Source organism: Lacticaseibacillus jixiensis, from assembly GCF_042847315.1.
GTDB classification, from domain to species: Bacteria; Bacillota; Bacilli; order Lactobacillales; family Lactobacillaceae; genus Lacticaseibacillus; species Lacticaseibacillus jixiensis.
This window is the reverse complement of record NZ_BAAFPR010000019.1, coordinates 32,530-48,422: the sequence shown is the minus strand read 5'-3', so window position 1 is coordinate 48,422 and position 15,893 is coordinate 32,530. Positions and strand designations below refer to the sequence as shown.

General features: G+C 50.9%; 17 protein-coding genes and 1 tRNA gene. 12 read left to right on the top strand and 6 right to left on the bottom strand.

Features of this window, described 5'->3' with window-relative positions; all coding sequences use genetic code 11:
* Nucleotides 1-91 precede the first annotated feature (91 nt).
* Nucleotides 92-162: transfer RNA gene (locus ACGG90_RS11280), tRNA-Gln, on the bottom strand.
* 171 nt (nt 163-333) lie between these two features.
* Between ACGG90_RS11280 and ACGG90_RS11275 the strand changes: the two genes are divergently transcribed.
* The 7 genes from ACGG90_RS11275 to ACGG90_RS11245 all read left to right on the top strand — a co-directional run bounded on the left by ACGG90_RS11275 (nt 334) and on the right by ACGG90_RS11245 (nt 5,192).
* Nucleotides 334-1,896 carry a PTS sugar transporter gene (locus tag ACGG90_RS11275; RefSeq protein WP_390409488.1) on the top strand — a complete coding sequence of 521 codons (1,563 nt, stop codon included), beginning with the start codon at nt 334-336 and terminating at the stop codon, nt 1,894-1,896.
* Between the two features lie 66 nt (nt 1,897-1,962).
* Nucleotides 1,963-2,226, top strand: a complete 264-nt coding sequence (locus ACGG90_RS11270) for a hypothetical protein (RefSeq protein ID WP_390409486.1) — start codon at nt 1,963-1,965, stop codon at nt 2,224-2,226.
* 9 nt (nt 2,227-2,235) lie between these two features.
* Nucleotides 2,236-2,367, top strand: a complete 132-nt coding sequence (locus ACGG90_RS11265) for a hypothetical protein (protein WP_390409484.1) — start codon at nt 2,236-2,238, stop codon at nt 2,365-2,367.
* 88 nt (nt 2,368-2,455) lie between these two features.
* Nucleotides 2,456-2,848 carry a YitT family protein gene (locus tag ACGG90_RS11260; RefSeq protein WP_390409515.1) on the top strand — a complete coding sequence of 131 codons (393 nt, stop codon included), beginning with the start codon at nt 2,456-2,458 and terminating at the stop codon, nt 2,846-2,848.
* Between the two features lie 321 nt (nt 2,849-3,169).
* Nucleotides 3,170-4,396: a chloride channel protein gene (locus ACGG90_RS11255; protein WP_390409482.1), complete on the top strand. Its 1,227-nt coding sequence runs from the start codon at nt 3,170-3,172 to the stop codon at nt 4,394-4,396.
* 179 nt (nt 4,397-4,575) lie between these two features.
* Nucleotides 4,576-5,016 (top strand): type II toxin-antitoxin system HicB family antitoxin, encoded by a 441-nt coding sequence (locus ACGG90_RS11250; RefSeq protein ID WP_390409480.1) that lies wholly within the window; start codon nt 4,576-4,578, stop codon nt 5,014-5,016.
* Nucleotides 5,013-5,192, top strand: coding sequence for a hypothetical protein (locus ACGG90_RS11245; RefSeq protein ID WP_390409479.1), 180 nt, complete (start codon nt 5,013-5,015; stop codon nt 5,190-5,192). The genes ACGG90_RS11250 and ACGG90_RS11245 overlap by 4 nt, the downstream gene beginning before the upstream one ends.
* Here the strand turns inward: ACGG90_RS11245 and ACGG90_RS11240 are convergent.
* Nucleotides 5,181-6,095 carry a Gfo/Idh/MocA family protein gene (locus ACGG90_RS11240; RefSeq protein ID WP_390409477.1) on the bottom strand — a complete coding sequence of 305 codons (915 nt, stop codon included), beginning with the start codon at nt 6,093-6,095 and terminating at the stop codon, nt 5,181-5,183. The genes ACGG90_RS11245 and ACGG90_RS11240 overlap by 12 nt on opposite strands.
* 272 nt (nt 6,096-6,367) lie before the next feature.
* Between ACGG90_RS11240 and ACGG90_RS11235 the strand changes: the two genes are divergently transcribed.
* The 3 genes from ACGG90_RS11235 (at nt 6,368) to ACGG90_RS11225 (ending at nt 8,347) form a co-directional block, all read left to right on the top strand.
* A complete protein-coding gene (locus ACGG90_RS11235; RefSeq protein ID WP_390409475.1) occupies nt 6,368-6,745 on the top strand; it encodes a helix-turn-helix domain-containing protein in 378 nt (125 codons plus the stop codon).
* A gap of 134 nt (nt 6,746-6,879) precedes the next feature.
* Entirely contained in the window at nt 6,880-7,677 is a 798-nt protein-coding gene (locus ACGG90_RS11230) for a hypothetical protein (protein WP_390409474.1), read from the top strand.
* A gap of 55 nt (nt 7,678-7,732) precedes the next feature.
* Nucleotides 7,733-8,347 carry a hypothetical protein gene (locus tag ACGG90_RS11225; protein ID WP_390409472.1) on the top strand — a complete coding sequence of 205 codons (615 nt, stop codon included), beginning with the start codon at nt 7,733-7,735 and terminating at the stop codon, nt 8,345-8,347.
* Nucleotides 8,348-8,502: 155 nt separating this feature from the next.
* Here ACGG90_RS11225 and ACGG90_RS11220 read toward each other — a convergent pair whose 3' ends face one another.
* The 4 genes from ACGG90_RS11220 to ACGG90_RS11205 form a co-directional block, all read right to left on the bottom strand.
* Nucleotides 8,503-8,685, bottom strand: coding sequence for a hypothetical protein (locus ACGG90_RS11220; RefSeq protein WP_390409470.1), 183 nt, complete (start codon nt 8,683-8,685; stop codon nt 8,503-8,505).
* A gap of 418 nt (nt 8,686-9,103) precedes the next feature.
* Nucleotides 9,104-10,444: a glucose-6-phosphate isomerase gene (locus ACGG90_RS11215; RefSeq protein ID WP_390409468.1), complete on the bottom strand. Its 1,341-nt coding sequence runs from the start codon at nt 10,442-10,444 to the stop codon at nt 9,104-9,106.
* A gap of 318 nt (nt 10,445-10,762) precedes the next feature.
* A complete protein-coding gene (locus ACGG90_RS11210; RefSeq protein ID WP_390409466.1) occupies nt 10,763-11,614 on the bottom strand; it encodes a GRP family sugar transporter in 852 nt (283 codons plus the stop codon).
* Nucleotides 11,615-11,975: 361 nt separating this feature from the next.
* Complete coding sequence (locus ACGG90_RS11205) at nt 11,976-12,575, bottom strand: VanZ family protein (protein ID WP_390409464.1); 600 nt, start codon at nt 12,573-12,575, stop codon at nt 11,976-11,978.
* 205 nt (nt 12,576-12,780) lie between these two features.
* On the opposite strand from ACGG90_RS11205, the gene ACGG90_RS11200 reads away from it, so the two are divergent.
* Both ACGG90_RS11200 and ACGG90_RS11195 read left to right on the top strand, forming a co-directional pair.
* Nucleotides 12,781-14,997, top strand: coding sequence for an LTA synthase family protein (locus ACGG90_RS11200; RefSeq protein ID WP_390409462.1), 2,217 nt, complete (start codon nt 12,781-12,783; stop codon nt 14,995-14,997).
* Between the two features lie 131 nt (nt 14,998-15,128).
* Nucleotides 15,129-15,887 (top strand): FtsX-like permease family protein, encoded by a 759-nt coding sequence (locus ACGG90_RS11195; RefSeq protein ID WP_390409460.1) that lies wholly within the window; start codon nt 15,129-15,131, stop codon nt 15,885-15,887.
* Nucleotides 15,888-15,893 lie beyond the last annotated feature (6 nt).

Below are 15,893 nucleotides of genomic sequence, written 5' to 3'. Positions count from 1 at the left end.
TAAATTCCAGCAAAGCCCATGAAATATAAAAATAGAAAAGGCCGTCATATCAGCGTTTTTGAACGCCTATGACAGCCCATGATAGATATTCTTGGGTAGATAGGGATCGAACCTATGATTATGGATTCAGAGTCCACTGCGTTACCACTTCGCTACTACCCAATAAGTTGCATCACAACGAATATTAGGATACCCGATTAACGCCGTGGTTGTCAACCTTTGCGCCGCTTTCTGAATAAATTAGTTTTTGATTTGAATGATTAAGCTCTGGTGTGTAGACACAAAAAGTTCTATCATATTCGATAAACATCCTGATTGGAGTGTGGATTCATCATGGGCAAACATATCGCAATTCTCGGCAGCTCCGGCGGCAACCTTTACACCATGGGCGGCAAGGACCCGGCCAGCTTATTAGCCGAAACGATCAAGCAAATCAACGCCGCCGACGCTGACGTGGCGACGATTCAATTCATGGGCGTCGACGCCTCACTGGACTTCGCCAAACCCACCACCCCTGCCCACTTATGGGGCTACGATGGCAGCCAGCCGGTGATCATCGCCGAAGGGCCGCTTTCCGAAATGGACAAGGCGGCCAAAGCCAACGATGCCAAAGTGGCAGCGTTGATCAATGCCGGTCAAGTCGACGGTTTGATCTTAATGAGTGCCGACCCAACTGGCAACAATCGCCAAGCGATCCAAGCCGCGATCGCTCATGATGTCATCGCCGCTGGCACCGGCGGCACCTCCATGGCTAACGCTCAAGAAGCCGGCTTGAAAGTCGTGGCGGTATCTGGCACCACCGGCACCAACAACCAAACCCGTGCCGTCAGCGCCATGTACGCCTTGTGCAAAGCCTGGGGCCAGAAGTTCCACCCGCAAATTGGCGGCGGCACCACCCAACAAAACGGCAGCGTCTGGCACAACATCAGCTTGCGCGGCATTCTGATGGCGGCGCTGCCGGCATTTATCACCATGGCGATCACCTTGTTGATTGCCAGAATTCCAGGCATGCCCAAATCCACTAGCAAGTTGTTTGACGTGGTGATGAACGGCTTGCCTGTGATCATTGCCGGAGTTGCCGCCAAGCAAATCTCCGGCTTAGGTGAAGTGGCCATTTGTGCCGGCGTCATTGCCGGGTTATTTTCCACCAACGGCGGCTTGATCGGCGGCATCGTTTGCGGGATCATGGCCGGCGTGTTGGTGCGCTTATTGTTTGATAAATGCTTACAGTGGCATTTTCCTGGCACCACCGCGAATATTGTGGCCGGCGCTGGCGCTGGGTTGATCAGCGGCTTGATCGGGTATTATTTGGTGGCAGGCCTGGCCGAGAAATTAGGCAACCTGTTGGAAATGCTGATCAACGGTGCCATTGCCATCAATCCGATCGTGGCTGGTGCGGTAGGCGGCTTGTTGATTTGGCCGGCGCTGATGATTGGCGGCTATCACGCGGTGTTCTTACCCATCATCATGTTGCAAATGTCCAAATACGGCAACAGCTTCTTAGGCTCCATTGATATGTGCGGTTTGGTGATGGTCGCTGCCGGCATCAACTTGGCTAGCGTGCTGTTTCCCCGCCACCCCAGCGATCGCGCCTTGGCCGCGCCAGGCTTGGCGATCAACTTGTTGTTCGGAACTTATGTGGAATCGGTTTACCCCTTCGTGTTTGCCAATAAGCTGACTTTTGCCGGGATGATGATCGCTTCAACAGTATCCGGCGCGGTGGTCGGGATCTTTGACGCGCGCGGCACCGCTTATGTCCCGGCCTTCTTGGGGCCGGCCATGTCTAACAATTGGTTGGGCTTTGCCATTTCGATGTTAGTGGCAATGGCGTTGGGTTTCACTTTCACTTTCATGGCCAATAAATTACAGCCGCAAACGGCGATCGATAACCTGTGAATTCGCTTTCCTATCAGCCAGCGACCTGCTACACTATAAGTAAATTAAGTTTCACAGGAGGCGCTGATGGAATATATATGTTCTGATTTAGCAGACAATATTCAGTTACCGTTGAGCTTAGCAATTGCGCATTTTGTCGAGCACTTGCGCCCTGGCCACATGGGCCACATCGTCAGCGTCTTAGACGGCGACGACCCGGTGCCGGCTTTGTCTGTTGATTATCGCGTCGACGAAGACGGCGAAGTGCATGTCGTTGACGCCATCGCCGACTGGCTGCCGGAACCTGATTTCAGCTTGTGGCAACAAACCTTAGCCCCATATCATCGTTAGGAGAAAATCATGCCAAAACACATTCGGCCTTGGGGCATCGTCGCCACCGTTAGCGGCGCGGTGACCCTGGTATCAGGCGCATTAAGCTTGGCCAGCGGGATCATCGTGATCGTCAAAGCGACCCACCTCAAACGCCATTAGCACGTCAATCAGGGACCCATCGTCGTGGTGGGTCCCTGATTGACATCAAACTAGTAGAGAAGGCAATATATACAAGGATACGCTGTAGATATTTTTCGGCAATGTTCTGCTTGCTTTCACATATGCAACACTGGTGATACCACTAAAGATCATTAATGGTGATGTCACCAGTTTTGCTTTAACCTGCAGCTATCTGCTCCCGCTTTCGGTTGCTGTATTCACCAACATCCTGACGATTGCGATACTGCTAATTGGTTGGCGATTTATCGGCCATTTCTTCTTCTTTTCTTCGTTGGCAGGCAGCGCAACATATTTAGTTTTGTTCAATCACTTTTACTGCCTACCCATCCAGGTCTATGATGTTTTTCTGCTCAAGCTTGACTTGGCAATCATTCTGATCAGCCTGGGCTACAACTGTAAGTTCTCACTGGCGGCTGTTACTGAATCGAATCTGATTCACCATATCTTTTGTTGTGCTTGAAATATAAGTAAAATTGGGCTCCTTTTTGTAACCCCTGATATAAGTGCTGTGCTTAAGCAGGAAGACGGAATATGGGCCTCTTTTCGAATTCCTAATGAGCGCGGTGAACCATCTTGGACAAACGTTCCCAATGTCCCCCTGCTGGCCACATCAATGGTGTCACTTATTCCATCGCGGATGCCAGTATCGCAAATATTGCCGTGCCGCAACAATCGCACGACTTCAACATCACGTTGAACGATTTGACGCGCCTTGTTCAAAACCGTTATGCTTGTGACTGTCGTGATTTTAGATTCGTGTTGGCAGAACGGAGGCAGTCAGGTGGCGCACAGGCAAAAGTTCATCATCAATAGCTATGGCCTTTTGTGTGCGCTCATCATTGGTGCCATTCTCGGCGGCTTCTACTTGCTGCAAGGCTGGCTGATTGACGTCGTCTGGCCAGGGCCAACATTTAGGCCAGTATTCAACGCCGTTTGGATCGCTGTGGTTGGGGCAGTGATTTACCTGACCCAGCGCACGACCGGCCAGTTTCCCAAAGCGTTAGGTTTGATCCGGGCGGACCTCGCCGCGACGGGAACATCGAGCTACCGTTATCTGCCCCTGCAAATGCTCGTGCCGGCACTTATGCTCACCAGCGGCACGAGTCTGGGGCCGGAAGCCACGCTGGTGAGTTCTACTTGTCTGTTCGGCATCTGGCTCGGTGATAAGTTGCGCTACCTAGAGCACAACTGGGCGGCGATTCATCAGCAAGGCTTGGGGCGGCTGTTGCGCATCCTCATCACACCGCATCATTACCTGTTGCGCCGCTTTCCAACTGCCAAGCACAAAAGTCTGTGGACACTGCGTATGATCAGCTTCTTCGCCTGCGGAATCTTGTCCTTCTACCTGACCTGCAAGTGGGGCGGGGAGCCGTCTGTAATCGTTTATCTCGGCCATTTTGCCTGGCGGATGCGCGACTTGCTCTGGTTGCCGCCGATTGTGCTGAGCGCGTGGCTGGCGGGGCGTATCTATCTGCGCCTGATGGTGGGTGTGCGCCACATCATCACTAATTGCTTCACTCACGACTGGAGTCTGCTTGTATTTGGCGGCCTCGCGATTTATTTGGCAACGTTGTTTGTCCCCAGCATCAACTTCTCAGGGATGCACAATTTCCACCTGCTCGCAACAAGCTGGCAGCAGAAACCAGGCACGTTCCTACTGGTGCGATCATTTCTGAAACTGGGGTTACTGACGATTTGTTTGAACACTGGCTGGCTTGGCGGAGACATTTTCCCCGTGCTCTTTGCCAGCACGGCGCAGGGCATTGCCCTCAGCCACCTCTTGCCGCACCTTGATCCCATCTTTGTCATTGCGGTTTGTGCCATTAGCATGGGGGCGACGATTCTGGAGTCGCCGCTGGTTGCTGGTGGCGTGATGGCAACTATGTTCCTGCCGCCAGAGATGTTACCCATCTGCATGCTCACCACCGGCTGCATCTTCCTGGTGGACCGTGGTTACCAGCGGTTGAACGGCAAGTATGGTGATCAGTTTGCAATTCTTAGACTGTAAAGCAAAAGAAGCACCGTGGCCAACTGGTTACGGTGCTTCTGCTGTCTTATCCAGATTATGTGTTATCGTGGTGCGGTACACTGATGCGTTCCATCGCATCCCCACTCATGGTATCATGTTGCCATAATCAACAACTCACAGTTGCCGACGCCGATGATCCGTCTGAAGATGTCGTTGTCATGACTGAACGCGACTACGCTGACATGATGGCAGCCTTTGCTGAACGCCAAAGTCGCCCGTCAGCCCACACCAACCCTTGGAAAAACGGGGAATTTGACGGCTACGATTTTCGCCAAGATCGTCAGATAACCGCACAAGAAGTCCTGACTTATCCGGTGATCATCCATGAAAACAACGACGAAGACGGCCACTACTTCACCGTGTTCAGCCCCAATATTGACGGCATGGTGACGCAAGGGGATACCCGAAAAGAAGCCGAAGAACAAGCCGTTGATGCCATCGCCACCATGCTTGACGGCGAGCCTTACCCGCCCGTCCAAGATCCCGCTCAATGGCACCTGGAACCAACTGAAAGCATCGCGTATATCACCGTTGACATGGCCCGCTGGCTTGAGGACAAGGCCCAAGCTCGCTATGCAGGCGCGGAGGATTCTCAATGACTGATCAGCCACAATCAAACCTGGCCCAGCGTTTTGCAGGCTTTGACCTTGAAGCCTACTATGCAAACAATGGCTATCCGACAGAAATCGACTGTGGGCAGCCCGTCGGTGAAGAAGTCATCACGGATAAAAGGGTCTCACCGTCATGGTGGGACCCTTATTTGCTACGCTTGTAATTGATCGACCATGTCGCACAACAGTTGATGCGTCATGCGGCTAGTCGCTGGTGACACCGGATTCTCCCCGGAATTGACCACCGCATCAAAGAAAGCGCGGATCATCGGCGCAAAACCGCGCGTCTCCAGCATCGGCTGCCAATCAGGACTGGCAATGGTGGTGTGGCTGGTGCCGTGGTAAGTGTGGCTCAGCGCCAAGTCTTCGACGCGAAACAGCCCATTAGGCGTGCCGACTGTGGCTTCTTCCAGGTTCGTACCGCACACCATGTTGATGGCCGCTTCGCCGCGGATGCCTTGCGCCATGAACGTGATGCTGGCTTGTTCGAGCTGCCCGGATTTATCGTTGTGCAACGCGTAACGCGCCGTGGGTTCACTAGGAAAACCTGCCAACGCCAACGCCGTGTCCAGCGGATGGATCAACAAGTCAAAAATCGCCGTTTGCGGCGGCTGCGGATCAGCCACGCGATTCTTGGTCACTTGGATCAAGTTCTTTTCCGGCAAGTCGATCAGCGTTTTCAACGCCGGGGCAAAGCGGCGATTGAACCCTACCGTCAACAACTTCTGATGTTGCGCCGCCAACAAGTACAATTCTGTGACTTGATCCATATTCGTGGCTAACGGCTTGTCCACGAAAACGTTAACATTGCGGGCAAGAAAATGTTTCACCAATTCATAATGGGCTTCTGTCGCCGCATGGATCATCACCGCATCCAACTGCAACGCATCCAAATCGGCCAGTTCCGTGCCTGCGGCCACCATGTGATATTGGTTGGCCAAGCGTGTGACTTTCTGCAGGTCGCGGCTTTGCAAATAAAATTGGACCTGGTCTTGAAGCTGTGCATACACTGGCAAGTAAGCCTTCTGGGCAATGCCCCCCAGGCCGATAACGCCAACATTTAACATATGATCACCCGTTTCTTTAGATAATTCCACGCTAGCACACAAGCCTTGGGGTGACAAGCATTTCGATGCGAACTTGGCAGTAAATATAAGAATTGGTATTGCTGTGCTGGCAATTCGCAGCATTCTCCCCGTACCCCGCAAGCAACCATCCGCAAACTTTGCACAAAGCTTTGTGAATATCGCAAGAAAAACTTGATTCTGCCCACATTACGTGCTATAAAAAGGCAACACAATCGATATTGATTGTGAAATTCACAAACAGAGGTACCGCATTGTCTAAATTATTGGCACAACGCTTGGTTTTGCTGCGTGAGGCTGCTGGTTTGTCACAATCTGCCGTGGCCAAGCAAATCGGGATCGATAACAGCAGCCTGAGCCGGATCGAATCTGGCGCGCGGAAAGTATCTGCAGCAGAACTAGCCCAGTTCTCGGCCATTTTCCATGTGACTGCCGATTACCTGCTTGGCAAAGACGCAACTGAGCTTGGTGTGCTTGATCTCAAAGATGTCTTGGATGGCAGGCCTTGTCCGGAGTTCAACTTTGCCGGCATCAAGCTGACCGCCGTTGAGCAAGCCAAGCTGAACTTGGCCATCACTCAGATTTTCTGGGACAAGCTGGTCCAGCAACCGCACACCGCTGACAACGCATAACCCAACGCCTCCCCTATTCTCACCTGATCAGATCCTTAATGGCTACATAACGCATGCATGTCGTTGTGGCACCCATGCGTTCACGTCCAAATCCTGATTGACGTTAAAAGCTGTGAGGTTTGGGGGAATCAACGATGGAAACATTTGGCGGGATACTTGCACTGATTGCGATCGTGGCATTTGGCGTGGGTTTGGTTGGTTTGATTGTTGCATTGATCCGCAAAAGCGACAAAATGCCCTGGCTGTATACCATAGCCAGCGGCGCAGGCGTCATGACTTTGGCGGTCGTACTTGTAGGACTAAGTCAAGGCTCAACCGAAAATCAGGATACGGCCACAATTTCATCACTGAAGGCAGTTAACAGCAACTTGCAAGACGAGAATAGCTCACTTAAGCAGGCGGGTACTAATACACCGTCAATCGCTAATGATAGCAGCGATGACGCATCTACTGACGTTTCAACGAACACTGCTACAACAACGAAGACAACCACGACAAGTGACAAATCATACACTTTAAACCAGAAAGCAACCGTATTGGATAGCGCTAATAATCCGCAAGTCAGCCTTACCGTCACTTCCGTCACAAAATCCTTTAACGAATGGGGACGAACGCTGAGGGATGAAGGCACTTTGTCTATCGAAATCAGCAATGAAAAAACAGTTCAATTTACCATTAGCTACACGAACATCAATGCTGCTGAAAGCTTTTTACCAAGCCTTTACGACATTGCAGTATATGATGCAGCCGGCACCGCAGCACAAATCGTCGATCAACAAGACGGCCAAACAAAAGTCTCCAAGGGGCATACTGCATCCACAACATTTTGGGTAAATTTTAACGACAACACGCCAAAAGGGTCCAAAGTTGAGCTTGAATATCAAACAGACGAAATGAATTCACCAATCTCCTTTAAATTGACCGTTAATTGAACAAACCGCATGGCTGCTTCACGCAACATGCAAGGCGCTATTTGGAGGACACATGATGCATAAATCTCTGGGAATAGGCGCTATTGCGCTAATTGGATTGCTACTGGCCGCCTGCAGCTCAAACAATGACTCCGCCAGCAGCAAGGATGCCGCCACCATTTCATCTTTAAAGCAAGATAACGCCAGCTTGCAACACCAAATCAAAGCTGCTTCAGGGGAATCGTCGAGCACAAAACACGTCACGCTCGCCAAAGTTGGTGTCGCCCAATACACGATTACAGGCATTAGAACTGAAAAAGTCACAAACAAGGAAGCCAACTATACCAACGCCGAGTACAATTTTGATGATATTGCAAATTTTCCAAAACAATATTACCGGACAACTATTGGCTATCAACTGAAAAACGTGGGCACAAAACCGTTTGGTCTCGGGTATATGCAAGCACACGTTGTTGACGCAACCGGTGTCGAATTTACGGATTCTGGTACTGACACGTTCGGCTTTAATGAAAACTCAAACGGTGATGTACAACCGGGCACTGCAACGACTGGAAAATTTATTTTGCTTTCCACGACAGCACCCAAGCTAAACACCTTCAAGATCTCAGTTTCTGAGCAAAGAAACGATACAGAGATCTTTGGCCCTGCCGGTATTACGCAGTATAAATAACTGCTATCCAGTCTGATGTTAACAATGAAAACTAATTCTGATGGATTAGCTTTCACTGCTTTAGTGACGATGTATTGCGTAATGAGCCACAATTTTTCCTCTGCCTCCTGATCAAACAAAATTGAACCTTCAGGCGACTGTCCCTAAGTGGATGCTTACAACTTCTCCCGCATCTCGTCGATCAGCTGTTGCAGTTCGTCCAAATCGTTCAGCGTGGCTCGATGGCGGATAAAGCTGCATGCTTGCGAGCGCTGATTAATGTATCTGCTTCGCTCGGCATGTTCGGCTTTCCACTTGTCATTCGCCCGGCGCTGGACTCGGCTCACTCGCTCACTCATCGTATCAACCGCCATGCAATCACAATCACTGACACTATTGCCAACCCAATTATTGTTTCAACGGTTCGTGGCGAGTCGGCTTAGACAACTCGACGTAGCCACCTGCGCTGCCCAGCTTGGACTCAAGCTTCATGGCTAACTCCCCTTTCAATTTCATGATCGAAAAATGTGTACCAAAGAGGTGGGCTGTCCGACCAGCCCACCGGTCAGTGCGTTACCACTGAATGTGGAACCTCAGCTTTAGGAAGCCTATGTTGACCGTAAAATCACACAACAGCTCGCTTGACTTAGGAACTTTCATGCACTTACCTTCTTTTTCATGCACCCCGCAGCGTATATTGGCAAGCAAATGCTGATATGCGCTTTTTTTGTCAAAAAAAAGACGCCCCCGAAAAGGGACGTCAGAATGCGCTGTAGATTACAGGCGCGCGTTCAATTCCTTGGTCAAGTCTTCGTAACCAGGCTTGCCGAGTAAACCAAACATGTTCTTCTTGTAAGCTTCAACACCTGGTTGGTTGAATGGGTTGATCCCGTTCAAGTAACCAGAAATGGCAACAGCATATTCGAAGAAGGAGATCAAGTAGCCTAAGGTGAAGGCATCTTGCTTGTCGATGGAAACGGTCATCACAGGCACGCCGCCATCAGTATGCGCCAGAACCACGCCTTCGTAGGCTTTGCGGTTGACGTAAGACATCTTCTTGCCTTCAAGGAATTCAAGGCCGTCTAAGGAACCCTTTTCGACAGGGATCTCAACGTCTTTGGTTGGGTTTTCGACCCAAACGACGGTTTCCATCAAGTTGCGCAAACCTTCTTGGATGTATTGGCCCAAGGAGTGCAAGTCGGTGGTGAAGTTGGCGCTTGATGGGTAGATACCCTTCTGGTCTTTACCTTCGGATTCGCCCATCAATTGCTTCCACCATTCGCCAAGGTATTGCAATTGAGGTTCGTAGTTTTCAAGCAATTCAGTGGTGAAGCCCTTGCGGTACAAGATGTTGCGGTATGCCGCATATTGGTAGGCTTCGTTTTCAGTTAAGTCAGCAGAAGCATAAGCTTCGCGGCCGGCTGCGGCGCCTTCCATCAACTTGTCGATGTCGCCGCCGCCAACAGCGATTGGCAACAAGCCAACAGCAGAAAGCACGGAGTAACGGCCACCTAAGTCATCAGGCACAACAAATTCTTGATAACCTTCAGCGTCGGCTTCAGTCTTCAAAGCACCTTTAGCGCGATCAGTTGTGGCATAGATGCGGCCCTTGGCTGCTTCTTCACCATACTTGGCGATCAGCTTAGCCTTCAAAACGCGGAACGCGATAGAAGGTTCAGTGGTGGTACCGGACTTGGAGATCACGTTCAAGGAGAAGTCGCGGTCGCCGATCATTTCGATCAAGTCAGCCAAGTAAGTCCCGGAAATGGAGTTACCTGCAAAGTAAACTTCTGGCAACTTGCGGCCTGGTTCGCTGTTGCGGAAGGTGTGTGACAAGAAGTCAAACGCCATGCGCGCACCCAAGTAAGAACCGCCGATGCCGATAGCAACGAACACTTCGGAGTCGTCTTGGATCTTCTTGGCTGCCGCTTTGATGCGGGCGAATTCGTCCTTATCATAAGCGACTGGCAGGTCTAAGAAGCCACGGAAGTCGTTGCCGGCCCCTGTACCTTCACGTAATTCTTTATCTGCTGCGGTAACCAATGCTTGCATCTGTCCAAGTTCGTGTGGGGCAACGAACTTATCAAGCTTTGATGCATCAAATGAGATTGTAGCCATTATCTGCGTTCCTCCTAATTTTCACTTCAAAACACATTTCAACTTTACCCACAATACCTTGAAAAAGCAAGACGCCGCATCTGAAAATATGAAAATGTTCACAGACGGCGTCAAATATGATAATAATTTACAGAAATCAGGGTATATGGCCGGACTAGTAAAACTGCACGCTGTGGACAAGCAGCGGCGCAACTAGCTCCGCTGCGCGCCATGTCGCCGCACGGTTTCTGCTTAAGAATCGAGCCAAACGCCTGCTTTGCTCACCTGTTTGTCTCGATCAGCCTAATCAAGCTGTCAACTGATTCCGGCAGTGCAAGTTTACTTCATGATCCCTAACACGACGCCACCGGCGATGATCAAGATCGCACCCCATGTGACCCAGGTCATTTCCTTGTGGGTCTTGCGTTCGCCCAGCAAGAAGATGGAACCAAACGTGGAGATGACGATGCCCATTTGCGACATGGAATAAGCGATCGCCAAACCAACTGAACTCATCGCCATCAACATGAACACGTTCCCGGTGCCCCAAAGCAAACCGGTGACCACATTCTTGGCCGTGGCTTTGGCAAAGGCCTGATGCCCAATCGAAAACAGCACCGCCCCAATCAACATCCCCACGGATTGCGGCAATACTACTGCTGTAGCGCCTAAGTGGCCGGCGTTAACGACGATGGTGTAGCCGGCATAGCCTGCCGTTGAAATCAGCAGCGTGCGGATCCCGGCACCATAAGAAGTGGCGGCACCTGCGTCTTGGCTTTTTTCTTTACGCGAAGACAACGTCGCCCCGATCACCAACAAAACCAAGGCCAACAAGCCTAAGGTGACGTCTTTGCCGGTTTTCCATTCGCCGAACAACAAAGCGCCGGCTAAAGTGCTGGCCACCAGTTGCATCCCAGTGGAAATCGGCACCGTCATTGACACGCCGACATACTTCATGGCTTGGAACTGTTGGCTTTGTCCTAAGGCCCAAAACAACCCGGACAACACGCCTAAGACCCAGACTTTGGTATCCATCACTGGATGGGCGAAGGCCCAAGTACCGATGCCAAAGACTAAGGCGCCGATGGTCATCCCTAATGTTTGTTGATAAGCGTTACCGCCTAACTTGCCGCTGACTAAACCGATGGACCCCCATGCGATTGCCGGGATCAGTGCGATGATAATTGCCATTTCGTCTCCTCTTTCAATTGGAATTGTTTAACGTCCGTTTATCTGTTGTGTTCAATCTAAATACACAAGTAGTTAGTTTATCGTGATTTCGTTTTCAATTCAACCGCATAATATCAGCATTCTTGCTATGAAAGCGAATACCGCAACCGCTCACACACTAAGATCATTCCGGTCACGACACGTCATAAGCGCCCAATTGCCGCCATTCTACTGACAATTTTACAGTAGGCCATTTTTTTGCAAAAAATCATGTGACACTTGCCTTTTTCTTAGGGCTAAGGGCCAATTCAACCGAATTGTTTCATAACCGGTCATGAAAACTTTCGGCTTTCTGAAAACAAAAAAAGACCGGCAAGCGGTCTTAACGGTGTTGGGTGATGCGATAGCTGATATAGCCAACCACGACGCCGGTGACATTGAAGATCACATCATCAATATCTGCCACGCCGGAAATCAACAAAAACTGCAGGGTTTCGATCATGACACTTAAGCCGATGCCGGCAAAGGTGACCGCCAGGAAATGCTTCTTGCCCCATAATGCAGCCATCCCCCAGCCAAAAGGCAGAAACCACATGACATTGCCCAGCGATTGATACCAGAAATCAAACTGACTGACGCCTTGGCGCAGCTTCAAGGTTTCCACAAACGGCGTGAAGTTGATGACACTTAAGCTGCGATGCCAATGCAGCACCAGCTGCCAAGGGTAATACACGTCGCGAAATACCGTCAGCGCCAGCAACAACAATAGGTAGAAAACAAACGCAAATACCCGCGCCTCATGGCCGACATGCGGCCGCTGGCGCTTCAACAGCAAATAGCCGATGCGCAGCGCGGCAAACACCAAGAGGTACAGTAATGATTTATCTAATGAGTAAAACACCAGCCGCAACAACGGCCAGTGATTAACCGAACCAAACCAACTGGCTTGGACGAAGCGATACACCGGTCCCAGAAAAAGCATCGTTCACCTACATCCACATTCTCGACTTATCTTCCACTTGATTGTACCAGAGCTTGCCAGCTCCACGACAGCGCGTGGGCGAACTTTACCATTCTATTAATTAATCCAACTGCCATAAGCTTTGTTAAAGTCACTGCTCAAATTTGCCCACCGGCAGTCACACGGGTACAATAATGAGGACATTAATGGAACGGAGGCGCCACACGTGCATAAATTCTCTCGCCTGCGCACAACGCGACTGGGCTTTATCACCATTCTGCTCGCGCTGTTGTGGGCCAAGACCTTGTTTGCTTATCACGTCGATTTCAGCCTCGGCGCTTCAGGCATCATTCAACAAGGCCTGCTGATCTTAAATCCCCTTGGCACCAGTGCCTTGTTGTTGAGCTTGGCCATGTATCCGCGCAAGCCGCGCCGCGCCTATGTGCTAGGTGTGGTGGTGTATGCGTTATTGAACTTGCTGCTATTTGCCAACGTCTTGTATTACCGCGAGTTCTCGGATTTCTTGACTATTGCCACCATGCTTGGGGCAACCACTGTGGCTCACGGCTTAGGCGCCAGCACCTTAAGCATGTTAACACCGCGCGATTTGGTGTATGGCTTTGATTGGGTGATCGTCTTGGCTGTGGTGTTGATATATGCGGTGTTAAACATCTTGCGCTATTTGCAAGGCCAGAAACTGCGCTGGCCGCATTTTGGCTTCAAGCTTGAGCTTAAGGCGCCGCGCTTTCACCTGGCACAGGCGATCACTGCAGTGGCGCTGGCGGTATTTGCGGTGAACATGGCGATTTCTGAATTGAATCGGCCCAACTTGTTGACGCGCACCTTTGATCATACTTACATCGTGAAATACCTCGGCTTGGCGCCTTTCACCTTATATGACGGGGTCAAAGCCGCGCAGAACTCGCAAGTGCGTGCCAGTGCTGACGCCAGTGACATGGACACCGTGCTGCAGCAGGTGCAAAGCCACTATGCCGCACCGAATGCCCAATATGCCGGTGTGGCCAAAGGCAAGAACGTGATCATCATTCACCTGGAATCCTTCCAGCAATTCTTGATCAATTTCAAAGTCGACGGCCAAGAAGTGACGCCTTTTCTCAACAGCTTGGTCAAGCAAAAAGACACCTTGTCCTTTGACAACTTCTTCAACCAAGTCGGTGCCGGCAAAACCTCTGATGCCGAAAACATGCTGGAAACCGGGATGTATGGACTGGAATCCGGCTCCTTGTTCTCAAGCTTGGGCACCGATAACACCTTCCAAGCCGCACCGGCGATTCTGAATCAAACCGACGGCTACACCAGCGCGGTGTTCCACGGCGGCAACGGCACCTTCTGGAATCGCAACAATGTGTATAAGTCTTTGGGCTATCAATATTTCTTTGACGGCAGCTACTACGGACAAGGCACAGATCAAACCACCCAATATGGGATCAAAGACAAGCTGATGTTTGGCGAAACCATCAAGTACATGGAACGGCTGCAGCAGCCTTTCTACGCCAAAATCATCACCACGACCAACCACTTCCCGTTCTACATCTCAGACGTCGACAGCGATTTTCCCGATGCCGGCACCAGTGATGCGTCGATCAACGGGTATTTCCGCACCGCGCATTATTTAGACGCGGCCCTTAAAGAATTCTTCGCCTATCTCAAAGCCTCTGGGCTGTATAACAACTCATTGATCATGATGTATGGTGATCACTATGGCATCTCCAATGACCGCAACCAGACTTTGGCGCCACTGTTAGGCAAATCCGCCAACAGCTGGAATGATTTCGACGATGCCAGCATGCAGCGCGTGCCGCTGATCTTCCATATGCCAAACTTGCCTGGCGGAATCAAGCACACTTATGGCGGTGAAATCGATGTCTTGCCGACGCTGCTGCATCTGTTGGGGGTCAACACCAAGCCTTATGTCCAATTTGGTACCGATCTGCTTTCGGCCCAGCACGATCAAACCGTGGCCTTTCGCAATCACGACTTTGTCACGCCGCGCTACACTGTGATCGGCGATACCGTGTATCTGAATCGCACCGGCGAAGTGATCCACCCCAATACCAGCCTCAAACAACAGCTAACTGCCGATCAAAGCAAGGTCAACGCCGAACTGAGCGCCTCAGACAACGTCGCTTCCAAGAATTTATTGCGCTTCTACGTGCCTGAAGGCTTTGCCCCAGTCGACCCAAGCAATTACGATTACACCACCAGCTTGCAAAGTGTGCTCAACACCCAGAATCAACTTGGGGACCGCTCGACTTCGTTGTACAGCCAGCATCACGACCAAAGCACAGTGAGCGACTTCCACACCGACGCCCCGGAAGTCCAGAAGAATCGCAGCGCCTTGACTAAGTTCCCCAAAAGCGTCTTGAAACAGCAACAAGACGTTTCATCAAGCCAGTCAAGCGCCGCTTCCAGCAGTAAATAGTCTCACTTGTAACCTTCGCCAAACCGGCGGAGGTTTTTTGTCGAATCACAGGTGACGTGCAGATTTCGCGATATGTTCATATTTTGTTCAAACCTCACCGCTATACTGAATTTAATTAGTGAGGTGACGTCATGCGGTTCATGGAAAGAGCGATCAAGGCACTCAGTTATCACCGCCGGCCTTATGTGGCAGGGATGATCGGTGTCGTCTTGTTTAGCTTGCTTAGCGTCATCATCCAAACAGCGTGCCAGCTCAACATCAACACCAAGCTTCACTTTCAGAATCGGCTGGCTCAGTTTGACACCAGCGCGGTGCGCTCCGCCGACCACTTGATCGCCGTCATCAAACAAGCCTACCTGGCAGTCGACCATGACTATACAACAACCTGGTGGCTATTGGTGGCAGGCTTTGCCTTGCTTAGCGTCGCCTTCACCGTGATCAGCGCGTTGATGCGGCGCAAAGAAACGACTGCCTACTTATTAGTCGGCAAAAGCCCGGTAGATATCGTGGCACAATACCTGGTTGAGAACATCATGGTGTTTCTGGTTGGCTTTGTGATTGCCTGCGGGTTGGCAGTGTGTTTTGGCGGCATGATCACCAATCAATTGACCAGCCTCAATCAGCATTTGTTTGATCATTACTTGGCCGACAATGTATCAAGCCGCGCTTATCAAGACTTGATCAAGCAATTATTCAACCACCGCCTCACCGATTTCTCGAGTCAAGGCTTGATGTTCCCGCACCCGGTGGGCTTGCATCCGGCGGCCAATCACGTCGCAGGCTTTGCGGTGAGTTTAGTCAGCGGCTTACTCAGCATCATCGTCACCCAAGCGCTGGTGTTTGGCGTTGCAGTCTGGCACCAGCGCCGGCAATTACGGCATCGCGCCTAATTAAGG